At 70.0% G+C, this 15,781-nt stretch carries 13 protein-coding genes; 6 read left to right on the forward strand and 7 right to left on the reverse strand.

The genetic code is table 11. The features are described from left to right. Window positions 1-463: 463 nt before the first annotated feature. From CSC68_RS09160 to CSC68_RS09180, 5 genes are all read right to left on the reverse strand, one after another. Complete coding sequence (locus CSC68_RS09160; protein ID WP_162203257.1) at window positions 464-1,249, reverse strand: succinate dehydrogenase iron-sulfur subunit; 786 nt, start codon at window positions 1,247-1,249, stop codon at window positions 464-466. A 21-nt stretch (window positions 1,250-1,270) separates the two neighbouring features. Beyond that, window positions 1,271-3,064, reverse strand: a complete 1,794-nt coding sequence (gene sdhA / locus CSC68_RS09165) for a succinate dehydrogenase flavoprotein subunit (RefSeq protein ID WP_162203258.1) — start codon at window positions 3,062-3,064, stop codon at window positions 1,271-1,273. A gap of 23 nt (window positions 3,065-3,087) precedes the next feature. Further along, complete coding sequence (gene sdhD / locus CSC68_RS09170) at window positions 3,088-3,471, reverse strand: succinate dehydrogenase, hydrophobic membrane anchor protein (RefSeq protein ID WP_162203259.1); 384 nt, start codon at window positions 3,469-3,471, stop codon at window positions 3,088-3,090. Next, window positions 3,468-3,860: a succinate dehydrogenase, cytochrome b556 subunit gene (gene sdhC / locus CSC68_RS09175; RefSeq protein ID WP_162203260.1), complete on the reverse strand. Its 393-nt coding sequence runs from the start codon at window positions 3,858-3,860 to the stop codon at window positions 3,468-3,470. Before sdhC ends, sdhD begins: the two co-directional genes overlap by 4 nt. Window positions 3,861-3,923: 63 nt before the next feature. Further along, the gene (locus tag CSC68_RS09180; RefSeq protein ID WP_246193509.1) at window positions 3,924-4,076 is read right to left on the reverse strand and encodes a DUF1674 domain-containing protein; all 153 of its coding nucleotides are present in this window, start codon (window positions 4,074-4,076) and stop codon (window positions 3,924-3,926) included. Between the two features lie 60 nt (window positions 4,077-4,136). Between CSC68_RS09180 and ygfZ the strand changes: the two genes are divergently transcribed. Beyond that, complete coding sequence (gene ygfZ / locus CSC68_RS09185) at window positions 4,137-5,009, forward strand: CAF17-like 4Fe-4S cluster assembly/insertion protein YgfZ (RefSeq protein ID WP_425501231.1); 873 nt, start codon at window positions 4,137-4,139, stop codon at window positions 5,007-5,009. Window positions 5,010-5,022: 13 nt separating this feature from the next. Here the strand turns inward: ygfZ and CSC68_RS09190 are convergent, their stop codons facing one another. Next, window positions 5,023-6,108, reverse strand: coding sequence for an ABC transporter ATP-binding protein (locus CSC68_RS09190; RefSeq protein ID WP_162203263.1), 1,086 nt, complete (start codon window positions 6,106-6,108; stop codon window positions 5,023-5,025). Between the two features lie 351 nt (window positions 6,109-6,459). Between CSC68_RS09190 and zwf the strand changes: the two genes are divergently transcribed. The 5 genes from zwf (at window position 6,460) to eda (ending at window position 12,393) form a co-directional block, all read left to right on the forward strand. Further along, window positions 6,460-7,905, forward strand: a complete 1,446-nt coding sequence (gene zwf / locus CSC68_RS09195; protein WP_162203264.1) for a glucose-6-phosphate dehydrogenase — start codon at window positions 6,460-6,462, stop codon at window positions 7,903-7,905. Window position 7,906: 1 nt separating this feature from the next. Continuing rightward, window positions 7,907-8,899: a glucokinase gene (gene glk, locus CSC68_RS09200; protein ID WP_425501232.1), complete on the forward strand. Its 993-nt coding sequence runs from the start codon at window positions 7,907-7,909 to the stop codon at window positions 8,897-8,899. Beyond that, window positions 8,896-9,609, forward strand: coding sequence for a 6-phosphogluconolactonase (pgl, locus tag CSC68_RS09205; protein WP_162203265.1), 714 nt, complete (start codon window positions 8,896-8,898; stop codon window positions 9,607-9,609). The genes glk and pgl overlap by 4 nt, the downstream gene beginning before the upstream one ends. A gap of 120 nt (window positions 9,610-9,729) precedes the next feature. Further along, on the forward strand, window positions 9,730-11,643 hold the full coding sequence (gene edd, locus CSC68_RS09210; protein WP_162203266.1) for a phosphogluconate dehydratase: 1,914 nt from the start codon (window positions 9,730-9,732) through the stop codon (window positions 11,641-11,643). Between the two features lie 90 nt (window positions 11,644-11,733). Then, entirely contained in the window at window positions 11,734-12,393 is a 660-nt protein-coding gene (gene eda / locus CSC68_RS09215; RefSeq protein WP_162203267.1) for a bifunctional 4-hydroxy-2-oxoglutarate aldolase/2-dehydro-3-deoxy-phosphogluconate aldolase, read from the forward strand. A gap of 244 nt (window positions 12,394-12,637) precedes the next feature. On the opposite strand, the gene CSC68_RS09220 is transcribed toward eda, so the two are convergent. Further along, window positions 12,638-15,769 carry a discoidin domain-containing protein gene (locus CSC68_RS09220; RefSeq protein WP_162203268.1) on the reverse strand — a complete coding sequence of 1,044 codons (3,132 nt, stop codon included), beginning with the start codon at window positions 15,767-15,769 and terminating at the stop codon, window positions 12,638-12,640. Window positions 15,770-15,781: the final 12 nt, after the last annotated feature.

The raw sequence follows: 15,781 nt of genomic DNA on the forward strand, positions 1-15,781 counted from the left end.
CGGTTCCGTCAACACCTCGTGAAGAGGGCGTTTCCCGAACCCCTCACCCGTGCGCCAATGCGTTCCAGGTGAGCGAGCCGCCCAGTATAGGCGACTTCCGTAAAACCGCAAGTACTTCGTGAAGAAGTGACCCCGTTTCCGGACCCCTCAGCGACACCGTGTGTCGTTGGGAGGGCGCGCATTGTGCGCCTATCGAAAATCTTTGGGAAGAGGTTTCGCGAAATTTTTTGCGATGCAGGCACCCGTCTTCACGCGGCTGCTGCGGATGCGGTGTTCACGTCCATTTCAGCCCGTGCATTGGTGCACGGTGCGTGTTCTACGTAGCGCGTCTTCACGCGCTCCACCCCGGCGCGCAATCCAGGGAGCCGACAGATCGCTACCCTGCCCCGTCGGCCATATCCGGACAAAGAAAAAGCCCGGTCGCTGGACCGGGCCTCTTCGTCATCCCTTGCTGCGTTGCGGATCAGGCGCGGCGCGCCATCATCAGCTTCTTGATCTCGGCGATCGCCAGGGCCGGGTTCAGGCCCTTCGGGCAGGTGCGCGCGCAGTTCATGATGGTGTGGCAGCGGTACAGCTTGAACGGATCCTCGAGGTCGTCCAGGCGGGCACCGGTGTCCTCGTCGCGGGAGTCGATGATCCAGCGATAGGCCTGCAGCAGGATCGCCGGGCCCAGGTAACGCTCGCCATTCCACCAGTAGCTCGGGCAGCTGGTCGAGCAGCAGGCGCACAGGATGCACTCGTAAAGGCCGTCGAGCTTCTTGCGGTCTTCCGGCGACTGCAGGCGCTCGCGGTCGGGCGGCGGCGGGGTCTGGGTGCGGATCCAGGGCTTGATCGAGGCGTACTGCGCGTAGAAGTGGGTCAGGTCCGGGACCAGGTCCTTGACCACGTTCATGTGCGGCAGCGGGTAGATCGGCACCTCGGCCTTGTGGCAGTCCGCGATCGCGCGGGTGCACGCCAGGGTGTTGGTACCGTCGATGTTCATCGCGCACGAACCGCAGATGCCCTCGCGGCAGGACCGCCGGAAGGTCAGGGTCGGGTCGATCTCGTTCTTGATCTTGATCAGCGCGTCCAGGACCATCGGACCGCACTTGTCGAGGTCGATCTCGTAGGTGTCGGTGCGCGGGTTGGCGCCGTCGTCAGGGCTCCAGCGGTACACCTTGAAGGTACGCACGTTCGTCGCGCCGGCCGGCGCGGGATGGTGCTTGCCCTTGGTGATGCGGGAATTCTTCGGGAGTGCAAACTCTGCCATTGGTCTTTCTCTCGCCCTGGCTCAGTACACGCGTGGCTTGGGCGGCACCACATCCACATCCTTGCTCAGGGTGTACATGTGCACCGGACGGTAGTCGAAGCTGGTCTTACCGGTCTCCGCGTCGACGGTGACCAGGGTGTGCTTCTGCCAGTTGGCGTCGTCGCGATCCGGGTAGTCCTCGTGCGCGTGGGCGCCGCGGCTTTCCTTGCGCTGCTCGGCCGAGTTGATGGTGGCGACGGCGTTGAGCAGCAGGTTGTGCAGCTCGTAGGTCTCGATCAGGTCGGAGTTCCAGACCAGCGAGCGGTCGGAGACCTTGACGTCCTGGAAGCTGTCGAAGATCTGCGCCATCTTCTCGCAGCCTTCCTGCAGGGTCTTGCTGGTGCGGAACACCGCGGCGTCGGCCTGCATGGTGCGCTGCATGCGGTCGCGGATCACCGCGGTCGGGGTGTCGCCGTTGGCGTTGCGCAGCTTGTCCAGCTGGGACAGGGCCTTGTCGCAGGCATCCGAAGCCAGCGGCTTGTGCGGCGCGCCCTTCTTGATGGTCTCGGCGCAGCGGTTGGCCACCGCGCGGCCGAACACGACCAGGTCCAGCAGCGAGTTGGAACCCAGGCGGTTGGCGCCATGCACCGACACGCAGGCGGCCTCGCCGATCGCGTACAGGCCCGGGACGACCGCATCCGGGTCGTCGCCGACCTTGCGTACGACTTCGCCGTGGTAGTTGGTCGGAATGCCGCCCATGTTGTAGTGGACGGTCGGGATCACCGGGATCGGCTGCTTGTGCACGTCGACGCCGGCGAAGATGCGGGCGCTCTCGGCGATGCCCGGCAGCTTCTCGTCGATCACGCCCGGGCCCAGGTGGGTCAGGTCGAGCAGGATGTGGTCCTTGTGCTCGCCGACGCCGCGGCCTTCGCGGATCTCGATGGTCATCGAACGCGACACCACGTCGCGCGAGGCCAGGTCCTTGTAGTGCGGCGCGTAGCGCTCCATGAAGCGCTCGCCGTTGGCGTTGCGCAGGATGCCGCCTTCGCCGCGGACGCCCTCGGTGATCAGGCAGCCGGCGCCGTAGATGCCGGTCGGGTGGAACTGCACGAACTCCATGTCCTGCAGCGGCAGGCCGGCGCGGGCCACCAGGCCGCCGCCGTCGCCGGTGCAGGTGTGCGCGGAGGTCGCGCTGAAGTAGGCGCGACCGTAGCCGCCGGTGGCCAGCACCACGCCGTGGGCGCGGAACAGGTGCAGCGAGCCCTCGGCCATGTCCAGCGCCAGCACGCCGCGGCACACGCCCTCCTCGTCCATGATCAGGTCGAGCGCGAAGTACTCGATCATGAAGCGGGCGTTGTGCGCCAGCGACTGCTGGTACAGGGTGTGCAGGATGGCGTGGCCGGTGCGGTCGGCAGCCGCGCAGGTGCGCTGCGCCGACGGACCCTCGCCGTAGCGGGTGGTCATGCCGCCGAACGGACGCTGGTAGATCTTGCCGTCCTCGGTGCGGGAGAACGGCACGCCGTAGTGCTCCAGCTCGATGATGGCCGGGATGGCCTCGCGGCACATGTACTCGATGGCGTCCTGGTCGCCCAGCCAGTCCGACCCCTTGATGGTGTCGTAGAAGTGGTAGCGCCAGTCGTCCTCGCCCATGTTGCCCAGGGCGGCGGAGATGCCGCCCTGCGCGGCGACGGTATGGGAGCGCGTCGGGAAGACCTTGGTCAGGCACACCGTCTGCAGGCCCTTCTGGGCCAGGCCGAAGGTGGCGCGCAGGCCGGCGCCACCGGCGCCGACGACGACCATGTCGTACTTGTGTTCGGTGATCTTGTAGGCGGACATCGAGTCTTTTTTCCTTTGCGCGCTCAGCCGGCCAGGGCGATGCGGGCCACGGCGAAGATGCTGACGATCGCGCCAAGCACCGCGATGAACTTCACGCTGACCTGGAGTGCCAGGGCGGCCAGCGAGTTGTGGACGTAGTCCTCGAGGACCACCTGCAGGCCGAGCTGGGCATGCCAGAACGTGGCGACCAGGAAGCCGACCAGCAGCACCGCGTTCCAGGGCTTGGACACGGCCTCGGTGGCGGCCAGGTAGTCGCTGCCGACCAGGCCCACGACGAAGTACACGAACCACAGCGACAGGAACACCAGGGCGGTGGCCGTCAGTCGCTGGTGGACGAAATGCTCGGTGCCGGTCTTGGCCGCGCCAAGGCCGCGCACGTTCTTCAGGGGAGTACGGTAACGGCTCACGCGGCACCTCCGTTCAGCGCAAGGGCCCACACGATCGCGGTGATCACCAGGCTGCCGACGATGGACAGCCAGCTGTTGCGGACGAAAACCGGGATGCTGTAGCCGTGGGCGAAGTCCTGCACGATGTGGCGGATGCCGTTGCACAGGTGGTAGGCGAAGGCCCAGGTCCAGCCGAACAGGAACAGCTTGCCGTACCAGGCGCCGGCGTGGCCGGTGAAGCATTCCCAGCTGGCCGGGCCAAGCATCAGTGCCAGCAGGCCGCCGGCGAGGACCAGGGCACCGCCGGCGAGCACGATGCCCGTTGCGCGGTGCAGGATCGAGGTCACCATCTGGACCTGCCAGCGGTACACCTGCAGGTGGGGTGACAAGGGGCGTTCGCGGCTGCTCATTCGCTGGCTCTTAGTCTCGGCTGTGCGGGCCAACCGCCCGCGTGGCTCGGGCGTTACGATCGATCAGAAATCGATGCAGCGCCCGTTCTTTTCCCAATCCCCGTAGCGGGTCGGCTCCGGCCCCTCGCGTCCGCCGATCTCGCGCGGCGGCTCCTTGCCGGCGTCGTTGCCCAGCGGCGGCGCGGCATCCGGCGCGTCTTCATCCTCTGGAACCACGGGGCTTTGACCTATCATGGATAGTCCTTGCAACACACAAAATCTTAAGCCGGGGGTAACGTGCCTGACAACCAGCCTGTTCCAAGCCCCTTGAATCATGGGGACTTTTTCACGCTGGACGGGTGGTCCGTGCTCGCGCTCGACGGCCCGGACGCGGTGGCCTTCGCCCACGCCCAGTTCGCCAGCGACGTGCAGAAGCTGGACGTCGGCACCTGGCACTGGAGCACATGGCTCAACCCGAAGGGGCGCGTGATCGCCCTCTTCGCCCTGTTGCGCACCAGCGCCGAGAGCTTGCGTCTGGTCCTGCCCGATGCCAATGCGACGTTGGTCGGCGATGCACTGCGCCGGTTCGTGTTCCGGCGCAAGGTAACGCTCACACCCCGGGCCGAGTTGCACGTGGCGGGGGCCTTCTACATCCCGCGGCTGCCTCGCGGCGCCCTGGAGGGAGCGGAAGACGCGGCCGACGGGCTGCGCCTGGCCATCGATGCCGGCCGCACCGTAAGGATTGGAAGCGCCCCTGCCCCGCACTCCGCCCAGGCCCTGGACGCCTGGAACGTGGCCGACCTGCGCGCCGGGATCCCGCGCCTGCCCGCACCGCAGGCCGAACAATGGACGCCGCAGCAGCTGGGCCTGGAGCGCCTGGATGCCTACAGCGTCAGCAAGGGCTGCTATCCGGGCCAGGAGATCGTGGCCCGCACCCACTTCCTGGGGAAGGCCAAGCGCCAGCTGGTGCTGCTACGGGTCGCCGACGGGGTCGGCGCCGGCGCCGACGTGGTGCAGGACGGCCGCGCGATCGGCAGCGTGGTGGCGGCGGCTGGCACGGCCCCGCGCCTGGCGCTGGCGGTGCTGCCACTGGAACTGGCGGAGTCCCCCCTGGCCGCCGGCGACGAACCGGCCTTGCCGGAGCCGCTCCAGGAAACGACCCCGCCCTGACCTGTCCCGCGGGCTAGGCCGCGAGCCGGCGGCCGTCCTGCGGATCGAAGAAATGCAGGCGTCGCGGATCCGGCCGCAGGCGGATTCCGTCGCCCGGCGCCGGCAGGTCGGCAGGCGCCAGCCGCGACACCAGCTTCTGGCCGGCGAAATCCAGGTGCAGGTAGGCCTCGCTGCCAACCGCCTCGACCACCTCGACCCGGACCTCCAGGCCATCGCCGTCGACCGGGAGCAGGTGCTCTGGCCGCACGCCCAGCACCACGTCCCGGTCCAGCCAGGCCTGCGGGACGGTCGCGCCGGCCAGGGGCACCCCCTCGCCCGGCGCGGTCTCCAGGTGCAGGCCGTCGGACGCACGGAGCCTGCCGCGCAGCACGTTCATCGCCGGGCTCCCGAGGAACCCGGCCACGAACAGGTTGGCCGGACGGTCGTACAGCGCCATCGGCGTGTCGATCTGCTGCACCCGGCCGCCATCCAGCACCACGATGCGCTCGCCCCGGGTCATGGCCTCGACCTGGTCGTGGGTCACGTAGACCATCGTCGTGCCAAGCCGCTGGTGCAGGCGCGCGATCTCGGTGCGCGTGCTGTGGCGCAGCTTGGCGTCCAGGTTCGACAGCGGTTCGTCCAGCAGGAATACCGACGGCTCGCGCACCAGCGCCCGGCCCAGGGCCACGCGCTGGCGCTGGCCGCCGGACAGTTCGGCCGGGCGCTTGTGCAGCATGCCTTCCAGGCCCAGCATCGCCGCGGCCGAGGCGACCCGCCGCTCCACCTCGCCGCGCGGGGCGCCGCGCAGTTTCAGGCCGAACGCCAGATTCCCGGCCACGGTCATGTGCGGATAGAGCGCATAGCTCTGGAACACCATGGCGATGTCGCGGTCGCGCGGGGCCACGTCGTTCATCACGCGGCCGCCGATGCGCAGCGTCCCGGCGGTGATTTCCTCCAGCCCGGCGATCATGCGCAGCAGGGTCGACTTGCCGCAGCCCGACGGCCCGACCAGCACCACCAGCTCGCCGTCGGCGATCGTGAACGAGGCTTCGTGCACGGCCACCTGGCCGTTGCCGTAGACCTTGCGCACCCGATCCAGCTGCACGTCCGCCCTCCGCATCTCCGCATACGTATTCACCCCGCGGCCGGCACGGCGATCGTCGATGCCGCCAACGCGGGCACCGATGATGTCACGACTCGCGGTGCACGCGTCGTGGCGCGGTGCGTGGCCCGGCCCAGCCCCTGCACACGCCCCCCTGCGCACCGTCCCTGCCGCGAACATACGCCACAGCATGTCCCGGGAACGTTTCCGTGGACACCGTTCCGCCCACTGGACAACCCGCATGGTGGCGGCCATATTTCGGCAGTTTGACGCATCACCTCGCGGTAATCCGTCCACTTCCACCCGCCCCGCGGGTGCGATCAGAGAAAAGCCACCGAACCGATGCCCCACCCCACGGAAGCCCACCGGATGCATGACACCCTGCTGTTGTTCGGCGCCACCGGCGATCTGGCGCAGCGCTACCTGTTCCCCTCGCTGCTGCGCCTGATGGGCGACGGCCTGCTGCCGGAAGGCTTCCGCGTCCGTGCGCTGGCGCTGTCCCCGCACGACACCGAGAAGTTCCGCGGCATCCTGCGCGAGCGCTTCGCCAGCCTGTCGCACTATTCGCCGACGCCCGAGCAGGTCGAGGCGTTCCTGGAGCGCGTGGACTACCGTTCGGTGGACATGCGCACCCCGGCTTCGGTGGCCGAGGCCGTGCGCGACCTGGCCGACCGCCCCTGCGTGAGCTACCTGTCGATCCCGCCCGGCCTGTACATGAGCACCTGCGAAGGCCTGGCCCTGGGTGGCGCGTTCGCCGCGCCCAGCCGGCTGATGCTGGAAAAGCCGATCGGCGCCGACCTGGCCTCGGCCCGCGAGATCAACGCCACCATCGGCAGGCTGATCGACGAGGACCGGATCTTCCGCATCGACCATTACCTGGGCAAGGCGGCGGTGCAGAACCTGCTGGCGCTGCGCTTCGGCAACGCCCTGCTGGAAGCGGTGTGGAACCGCAACTACATCGACTCGGTGCACATCCTGGTGTCCGAGAGCGAGGGCGTGGACGGCCGCAACTCCTACTACGCCCGCTCGGGCGCGCTGCGCGACATGGTCCAGAGCCACATCCTGCAGCTGCTGTGCCTGGTGGCGATGGAGCCGCCGGCCTCGCTGGAGGCCGACCGCATCCGCGACGAGAAGGTCAAGGTGCTGCGTGCCCTGCGCCCGTTCTGCGCCAGCGAGGCGCGTCGCCACAGCGTGCGCGGCCGCTACACCGCGGGAATGATCAATGGCGAGCCGGTCCAGGCCTATTCGCCGCCGGATGACAGCGATGTCGAAACCTTCGTCGGCGTCACCGCGCACATCGACAACTGGCGCTGGGAAGGGGTGCCGTTCCACCTGTGCACCGGCAAGCGCATGGCCGAGCGCTCGACCGTGGTCACCGTGACCCTCAAGCCGGTGACCCACTGGCTGTTCGAGCGCCCGGACCGCAACAACGCCGTGCCTAACCGCCTGACCTTCCGCCTGCAGCCGCAGGAGGACATCGAGCTGGGCCTGATGAGCAGCCTGGCCGGCCCGGAATGGGGCACGCTGGAGCTGCATCCGCTGGAACTGCAGCTGTCGTCGGAGACCGGCCAGAACCGCCGCATCGCCTACGAGCGCCTGTTCCTGGACGCCTTCCACGGCAACCACGCCCTGTTCGTGCGCAACGACGAGGTCGAGGCCGCCTGGGCCTGGATCGACAGCGTGGTCGACGCCTGGCGCGCCGACAACTCGCCGCTGCAGCCCTATCCGGCCGGCAGCTGGGGCCCGGATGACGCGGCGGTGTTCCTGCCCAGCAGCTTCGACGCCGTGGCGCGTCCGTCCCGCGACGATCGCTGACATGGCCGATCCGTTCCTGATCGCCGACATCGGCGGCACCAATGCCCGATTCGCGCTGGCCGATCCCAGCGCGTCCACGCCGCTGGTCGAGGACAGCGTGCGCGAGTTCGCGGTCGCCGAGTTCCCGTCGCTGGCCGAGGCTGCGCGCCACTACCTCGAGCAGGCCCAGGCCAGCGCCCGTCGTGGCGTGTTCGCCGTGGCCGGCCGCGTCGACGGCGACGAGGCGCGCATCACCAACCACCCGTGGGTGATCTCGCGTCCGCGCACCCGCGAGATGCTTGGCTTCGACCAGGTCCACCTGATCAACGATTTCGCCGCCCAGGCCATGGCCATCAGCCTGTATCGCGCCGAGGACGTGGTGCCGATCGGTGGCGTGTCCTGGACCCCGGCCCCGCCCAGCGAGCCTCGCACCTATGCCGTGCTCGGCCCGGGCACCGGCCTGGGCGTGGGCGGCCTGGTGGTACGTGACGGCCGCTGCTATCCGCTGGAGACCGAAGGCGGCCACGTCAGCTTCCCGCCGGGCACGCCGGAGGAGATCCGCATCCTGGAGATCCTGTCGGCGCAATTCGGCCGCGTCTCCAACGAGCGCCTGATCTGTGGCCCGGGCCTGGTCAACATCCACCGCGCCCTGTGCGAGATCGCCGGCCACGACCCGGGCCTGCTCGAGCCCAAGGACGTCACCGCCCGCGCCGCCGCCGGCGATCCGCTGTGCATGCGCGCGGTCGACGTGTTCTGCGCGGTGTTCGGCGCCATTTCCGGCGACCTGGTGCTGACCATCGGCGCCTGGGACGGGGTGTTCCTCACCGGTGGCCTGGTGCCGAAGATGCTGGACTCGCTGCGCCATTCCGGCTTCCGCCAGCGCTTCGAATACAAGGGCCGGTTCTCGCCGACCATGGCCCGCGTGCCCTCGCTAGCCGTGCTGCATCCGCATTCCGGCCTGCTCGGCGCGGCCGCCTACGCGGTGGACCTGGTCCGCCGGGAGGCCGCGGCATGAAGGCCGATCCGCGCATCGAATGGATCGAGCACGCGGGCGTCGAGGCCTGGGGCGAGGCCATCGCGGCCGACATCCAGGCGGCGATCGCCGCCGACCTGTCCGCCAGCGGCCGTGCCCGTGCCCTGCTCTCCGGCGGCACCACCCCGGCGCCGGCCTACAGCCGGCTGGCGCAGGCGCCGCTGGACTGGTCGAAGGTGAGCGTCGGCCTGGTCGACGACCGCTTCGTGCCGGCCGACCATCCGGCCAGCAATACGAAACTGATCCGCGAGAGCCTGCTGGAACGTGCGCCCGGCCTGCATTTCGAGCCGCTGGTGCGTGAAGGCCTGTCGGCCGCCGCCTGCGTCGAGGCCGCCAACCGCGATTCGGCCGGTGCGCAGGATCCCTGCGTGGCGGTGCTCGGCATGGGCAACGACGGCCACACCGCCTCGCTGTTCCCCGGCTCGGTCGACCTCGACGCCGCGCTGGCCTCGCAGGACGACTACGCCGTGCTCGACGCCACCGGCTGCCCGGTCGCCGCCGAATGGACCACGCGCATCACCCTCACCCGCGCCGGCCTGGCCCGCTGCCGCCAGCACCTGTTGCTGCTGCGTGGCGAGGCCAAGCGCGAGGTACTGGAGCGCGCCCTGGCCGGCGACGACGTGCGTCAAATGCCGATCCGCGCGGTGCTGGGCCTGACCGCCAGCCCACTGCGCGTCCATTGGTGCGCTTGATGCGCGGCCCTCCGCCCGCACCTGTCTGATAGTCGGGGCGGTACGCCCCGCTTCGCCGTCCTGCCTTCGCAGCCCGCCCGCGCCCTTCCGCGGCGCCAGCTCCGCCTCCCCTGGAACGCCATGAGCCTGCATCCCAAGATCGAAGCCGTTACCGAGCGCATCCGCCAGCGCAGTGCACCGTCGCGCGCCGCCTACCTGGCCGGCATCGACGAGGCGGTCCGCAACGGTCCCAACCGCACTCCGCTCAGCTGCGCCAACCTGGCGCACGTGTTCGCCGCCTGCGGCGAACACGACAAGGCCCGCCTGCGCGGCGGCGCCACGCCGAACCTGGGCATCATCACCGCCTACAATGACATGCTCTCGGCGCACCAGCCGTACGAGCACTATCCGGAGCGGATCCGCAGCCTGGCCCGCGAGCTGGGCGCCACCGCGCAGGTCGCCGGCGGCGTGCCGGCGATGTGCGACGGCGTCACCCAGGGCCGCGGCGGCATGGAGCTGTCGCTGTTCTCGCGCGACGTGATCGCCCAGGCCACCGCCATCGGCCTGAGCCACGACGCCTTCGACGCGGCCCTGTACCTGGGCATCTGCGACAAGATCGTGCCGGGCCTGCTGATCGGCGCGCTGGCCTTCGGCCACCTGCCGGCGCTGTTCGTGCCGGCCGGCCCGATGCCGCCGGGCATTCCCAACAAGAAGAAGGCCGAGGTGCGCGAGCGTTACGCCGCCGGCGAGGCCACCCGCGAGGAGCTGCTGGAAGTCGAGGCGCAGTCCTACCACTCGGCCGGCACCTGCACCTTCTACGGCACCGCCAATTCCAACCAGGTCCTGCTGGAAGCGATGGGCGTGCAGCTGCCGGGCAGCTCGTTCATCAACCCGAGCACGCCGCTGCGCAAGGCGCTGGACGAGGAGGCCGTGCGCCGCGTCCTGCAGATGACCGCGCTGGGCGACGACTACCGTCCGCTGGGCCGCCTGATCGACGAGCGCGCCATCGTCAATGCGATCGTCGCGCTGATGGCCACCGGCGGCTCGACCAACCACACCATCCACTGGATCGCCGTGGCCCGCGCCGCCGGCATCGTCCTGACCTGGGACGACATGGACCAGATCTCGCAGGTGGTACCGCTGCTGGCGCGCGTGTATCCGAACGGCGAGGCCGACGTGAACCGCTTCCAGGCCGCCGGCGGCGTGCCGTTCGTGTTCCGCGAGCTGCTCGACGCGGGCCTGATGCACGACCTCACCACCGTGGTGCCGGAAGGCATGCGCGCCTACACCCGCGAACCGCGGCTGGAGGACGGCAGGCTGTCCTCCGCGCCCTCGGCGACGGTGTCGGCCGACGAGACCGTGGTGCGTACCGTCGCCGCGCCGTTCGAAGCCCAGGGCGGCCTGCGCCTGCTCCGCGGCAACATCGGCCGCGGCCTGATCAAGCTGTCGGCGGTCAAGCCGGAGCACCGCTGTGTCGAGGCCCAGGCGGTGGTGGTCGATGCGCCGCAGAAGCTCAACAAGCTGCATGCCGCCGGCGTGCTGCCGCGCGACTTCGTCGCGGTGGTCACCTACCAGGGCCCGCGCGCCAACGGCATGCCCGAGCTGCACTCTCTGGCGCCGCTGCTGGGCATGCTGCAGAACCAGGGCCGCAAGGTGGCGCTGGTCACCGACGGCCGCCTGTCAGGCGCCTCCGGCAAGATCCCCGCGGCGATCCATGTCACCCCGGAAGCCGCGCGCGGCGGTCCGATCGGCAAGATCCGCGACGGCGACATCGTCCGCCTGGACAGCGAGGCCGGCGTGCTGGAAGTGCTGGTCGACGCGGCCGAGTGGAACGCGCGCGAAGTCGCGCCCAACACCAGCCGCCCGGCGCACGACCTGGGCCGCAACCTGTTCGCCTACAACCGCGCCAACGTCGGCCCGGCCGACCAGGGCGCGACGTCGATCTCCTGCGGCCCGCCGGCGCACGACGGCACCGCCTGGGACTACGACGCCGAGTACGAGCTTGGCGGCCGGGCCGAGGCGGCCCTGGCGCCGCACGCCGAGAAGGACAACTGAGCCCGCGGCCGCCCCGCTCCCGGCGCGGCGGCCGTTCCTCATCGCAAGCGCGGCCGCCGGCCGCGATCCACGCACGGAGCCATACGATCCATGAGCATCGCCCAGACCCAGGCCAAGGCCGAACAGCTGCTGCGCCAGGCCGGCATCCTGCCGGTGGTCACCGCCGACAGCGTCGACGAGGCGCGCAAGCTCTCCGCCGCGCTGCTCAAGGGCGGCCTGACCGCGATCGAGCTGACCCTGCGCACGCCTTGCGCGCTGGATGCGCTGGTCGCGCTGAAGAAAGAACTGCCGGGCATCGCAGTGGGCATGGGCACGGTGCTGACCATCGAGCAGATGGAGAAGTGCATCGAGCTGGGCGCCGATTTCCTGGTCACCCCGGGTACGCCGCCGGAGCTGGCCGATGCGCTGGCGAAGGCGCCGATCCCGTCCGTGCCCGGTGGCGCCACCCCGACCGAGTTCCTGTCGCTGATGGCGCGCGGCTTCCGCGTGTGCAAGCTGTTCCCGGCCAATGCGGTCGGCGGCCTGGCCATGCTCAAGGGCCTGGCCGGCCCGATGGGCGAGCTGAAGATCTGCCCCACCGGCGGCATCACCGAGGACACCGCGGCCGAATACCTGGCCCAGCCGAACGTGGTCTGCGTCGGTGGCTCCTGGATGGTGCCGAAGACCTGGCTCAAGGCCGGCGAGTGGGACAAGGTCGAGGCCAGCGCAGCCAAGGCCGCGGGAATCGTGGCGGCTGCACGCGCGGGCTGATGCACGCATCCGTGCAAGGAAAAAGCCGGGCAATGCCCGGCTTTCTTGTTGTTGTAGCCCGGATAAGGCCGTAGGCCGCATCCGGGATCCGTTCCCGTACATCCGACCCGGATGCGCTTCGCTTATCCGGGCTACGATGCGGCGCTTCGCCTCGTGCTGAAGGTTGGAGTGAAGGTCGGCGCCCAAGTGATGTTCCCCGCCCCACCCCTCTCCCGGAAGGAGAGGGGAGAAGAGCGCCACCACGTTACGGGTTGCGAACCGCGACCCGCACCTTCACGCCTGGCCGGCTGATTCGCAGCTCGCCGTTCGACCACTTCGCCGGCCGGCCATCGACCGTCGTGGCACCCGGCTCGCCCGGATACGGCCACCGCAGCACCAGCCCGCCCGGCGGCAGCCCTGCATCTCCGGCCACGTCCAGCTGCAGCTGCCCGTCGCGTCGACGCAGCGCGTAACCAAGCCGGCCATGGGCGGTATGCAGGCCGCGCACGCGGATGCCCTCGCCTTCCAGCCAGTCCAGCGGAACGCCGGCCGCCAGCACCAGGCTGTCGTCGCGCTCGCGGCGGTAGGCGAACATGTCCAGCGCCGAGCGCACGAAGTCCGAGGCCACCCAGGCGTGCGGCAGGTCGCCGACGAAAAATGGTTTGCGCGGCGTGGACGAGACCACCTCGGCCCACTGGTTCCAGGGCTGCGGCGCGCGATCGGCGAAGAAATATTCCGTCGCCTGCCAGGCGCGGTCGCGCCAACCCAGGCGCACGAAGGCGGCCACGTTGCGCCACTCGTACGGCGTATAGTCCTTCCACTCGCGACGGCCGTCGCGGCGCTCGACGAAGTGCTGCCAGTAGCGCTCGAAGGTGTTCTCCAGCAGGTCGCGCGGCAACCAGTCCTGCTCCCCACCCGGAGCCAGGGCGATGGTGGTCGAAGTCGGATCGAAATCGCCCAGCTCGGCGGCGCCCGGCAGGTAGTCGATGCGGTGGCGGGCCGTTGCCGCACGCAGGGAGGCGGCGAGGTCGGCGCGGAACTGGTCGCGCGCGGCGGCCATGCGCCGCGCCTCGTCGCGCAGGCCCAGCGCCTGGGCCACTTCCACCGCGTCCTTGTAGCCGCGCAGCGCCCAGAAGTTGTCCCAGTACGAATGCATCGGCTTGGCCGAATAGCCCTCGTGGCTGATCGACACCGGCATCATCCCGTAGAAGGCCGGGTCGCGCCGGCGGTTCTCCTCGGTGCGCTCGCTGGCCCGCAGCCGCTCCATGTAGTCGAACGCGCCGCGCACGTGCGGCCACATGCGCTGCAGGAACTCGCGGTCGCCGGTGAAGCGCCAGTACTCGGCGATGTTGAATATGAGCTCGCCGTGGCTGTCGTTCTCCGGGACCGGATCGCTGCCGCGGGCGTCCACGCAGCACGGCACCTTGCCGTTCTCGAACTGGTAGGGCGCGTACCACTCCAGGTACTGGCGCACGACTTCCGGCCGTCCCAGGCGCAGCAGGCCTTCGGAGATCATCGCCCCGTCGCGGATCCAGCTGCGCGAGTAGGAACGCGTGCCCGGCTGCAGGCGCGGACCGACGCGCGAGATCAGCATGTGCGCCAGCGCGGTACGCACGGTGGCGGCGAAGTCGCGCCCTTGCGCCGGCAGCCGCAGTTCCACCTGGCCCAGCAGCGCCTGCCAGCGTGCCGCCGTCTCTTCGGCGGCACGGGCGGCGTCGAAGCCGGGTCCAGGCGCGACCTCGCCATCCAGCGGCGCGACCAGCGCCACCTCGCGTTCCTCGCCTGGTGCCAGCCGCCAGCGGTACAGGAGCATGCCCGAAGCCAGACCGGTCGGATCGACGACCGAAGTTTCCCTCGGGATATCGCCGGCAGCCAGGCGTTGCACGTCCAGGCCGGCATCGAAAGGCGTAGCGAATGCCTGGTCCGGCGACTGCGTCGCGAAGATCCGGGGCTTGCCGTCCACCGTGACCGTGCCGCCATCGATCGCCAGCGAGCGGATCGGGCTGACGCCGCCAATGGTGTTGAGGAACTGTGCCGGCGGATTGACCTGCAGCGGCCGCACCGCAAGCGCCAGCACGTACTCGCGCGGCTGCGGATGCCGGTTGCGCAGGCGGTAGCGCGCCACCACCCGCGAATCGCCGGCCTGGCCATGGGCGAAGGCGGAAACCTGCAGCGCGGGCGCATCCCCACCCTCGGCCGGGGTCCACTCCACCTCCGGCATCGGCAGGCCTTCGCCCGGCAGGCGCTGCACCGGCTTCACGTCGGCCCAGCTGAGCAGCCGCCCGCCGTCGAGCACGAACGGCTCGATGCTGAAGTCGCCACGGGCCAGTTCGACCGCGCCATCCTCGCCGACCAGGCCCTGCTCGTTGCCGCCATCGGCCCCGATGATGGTCCAGTACGGCTGCTCGCCGCTGAAGCCCCGCGGCAACCAGCCACGTGGCAGTTCCCGCGCCAGCGCCTTGATGAAGTCGTTGGGATGCGTGGAGAAATCGAGCGGCTGTACCTGGGCTTCGGCCAATGCGTAGCGGCCACCCTCCAGCCGCAGCGCGATGCGCCTTGCCTCCGACTCCGGCAAGGCGAGCCAGTCCCTGTCGCCGCGTCCCTGTTCGACCGTGCGCACGGGGCGCCACTGGCCATCGCCCCCTTCCAGCTCGACCACATAGCGCTGCGGGCGCTGGCGGGCATCTGCCCAGCGCAGGACCAGGCCACCGAACTCGCGCTCCTGGCCCAGGTCCAGTACCACCCGCTGCCGTCCGCCGGCCTTCCATGCCGTGGCAGGGTCGCCATCGATGATGCGCGCAGCGTTCCCGGCCGAAGCACTCGCCTCCACCGCGACGGCGGTCGGCGGCGTCTCCGGCTCCGGCGGCAGCGGCTCCAGCGCCAGCTCGTCGAAGCACACGCTGCCGCGCCCGCCGGCGTTGTTGTAGATGGTGAACTCGATCTTCCCGCTGCGGCGGAGCATGCGGTCGGGATCCGGCCCCCAGGCCTTGTCGATATGCCGGGTGCGGTAGCGCACCTCGGTCCATTGGCCCGGGAAGTCGTAGCGCGGGCGGTTGACCCACCACACGTTGTCGCCACTGGCGTCAACCAGCTTGAACTGCAGGTCGTTGGCCGGCGAGTCGCCGCGCAGGCGGAAGGAGAAGCGGTAGTTCTCCGGGTATTCCAGCGGCAGGTCGCGCTGGATGCCTGCGTAGCCGGACACACCGTTGAAATCGTAGTCCAGGCACAGCGCCCCGCCCCGGACGCCTTCGACGCGGCGGATCGCACCGCTGACCTGGTCGGACGCGACCACCCTCCACGGCGCCGGATCCTCGAACCCGTCCAGCACCCGCGCCTGCGCGCCGGCGACGACGGGATGCAGCGCCAGTGCGCCCGACAGCAGGATGGCTCCATGCATCGCCACAGGCAC

The sequence above is a fragment of the Pseudoxanthomonas suwonensis genome, from assembly GCF_010093235.1.
Lineage (GTDB): Bacteria > Pseudomonadota > Gammaproteobacteria > Xanthomonadales > Xanthomonadaceae > Pseudoxanthomonas > Pseudoxanthomonas suwonensis.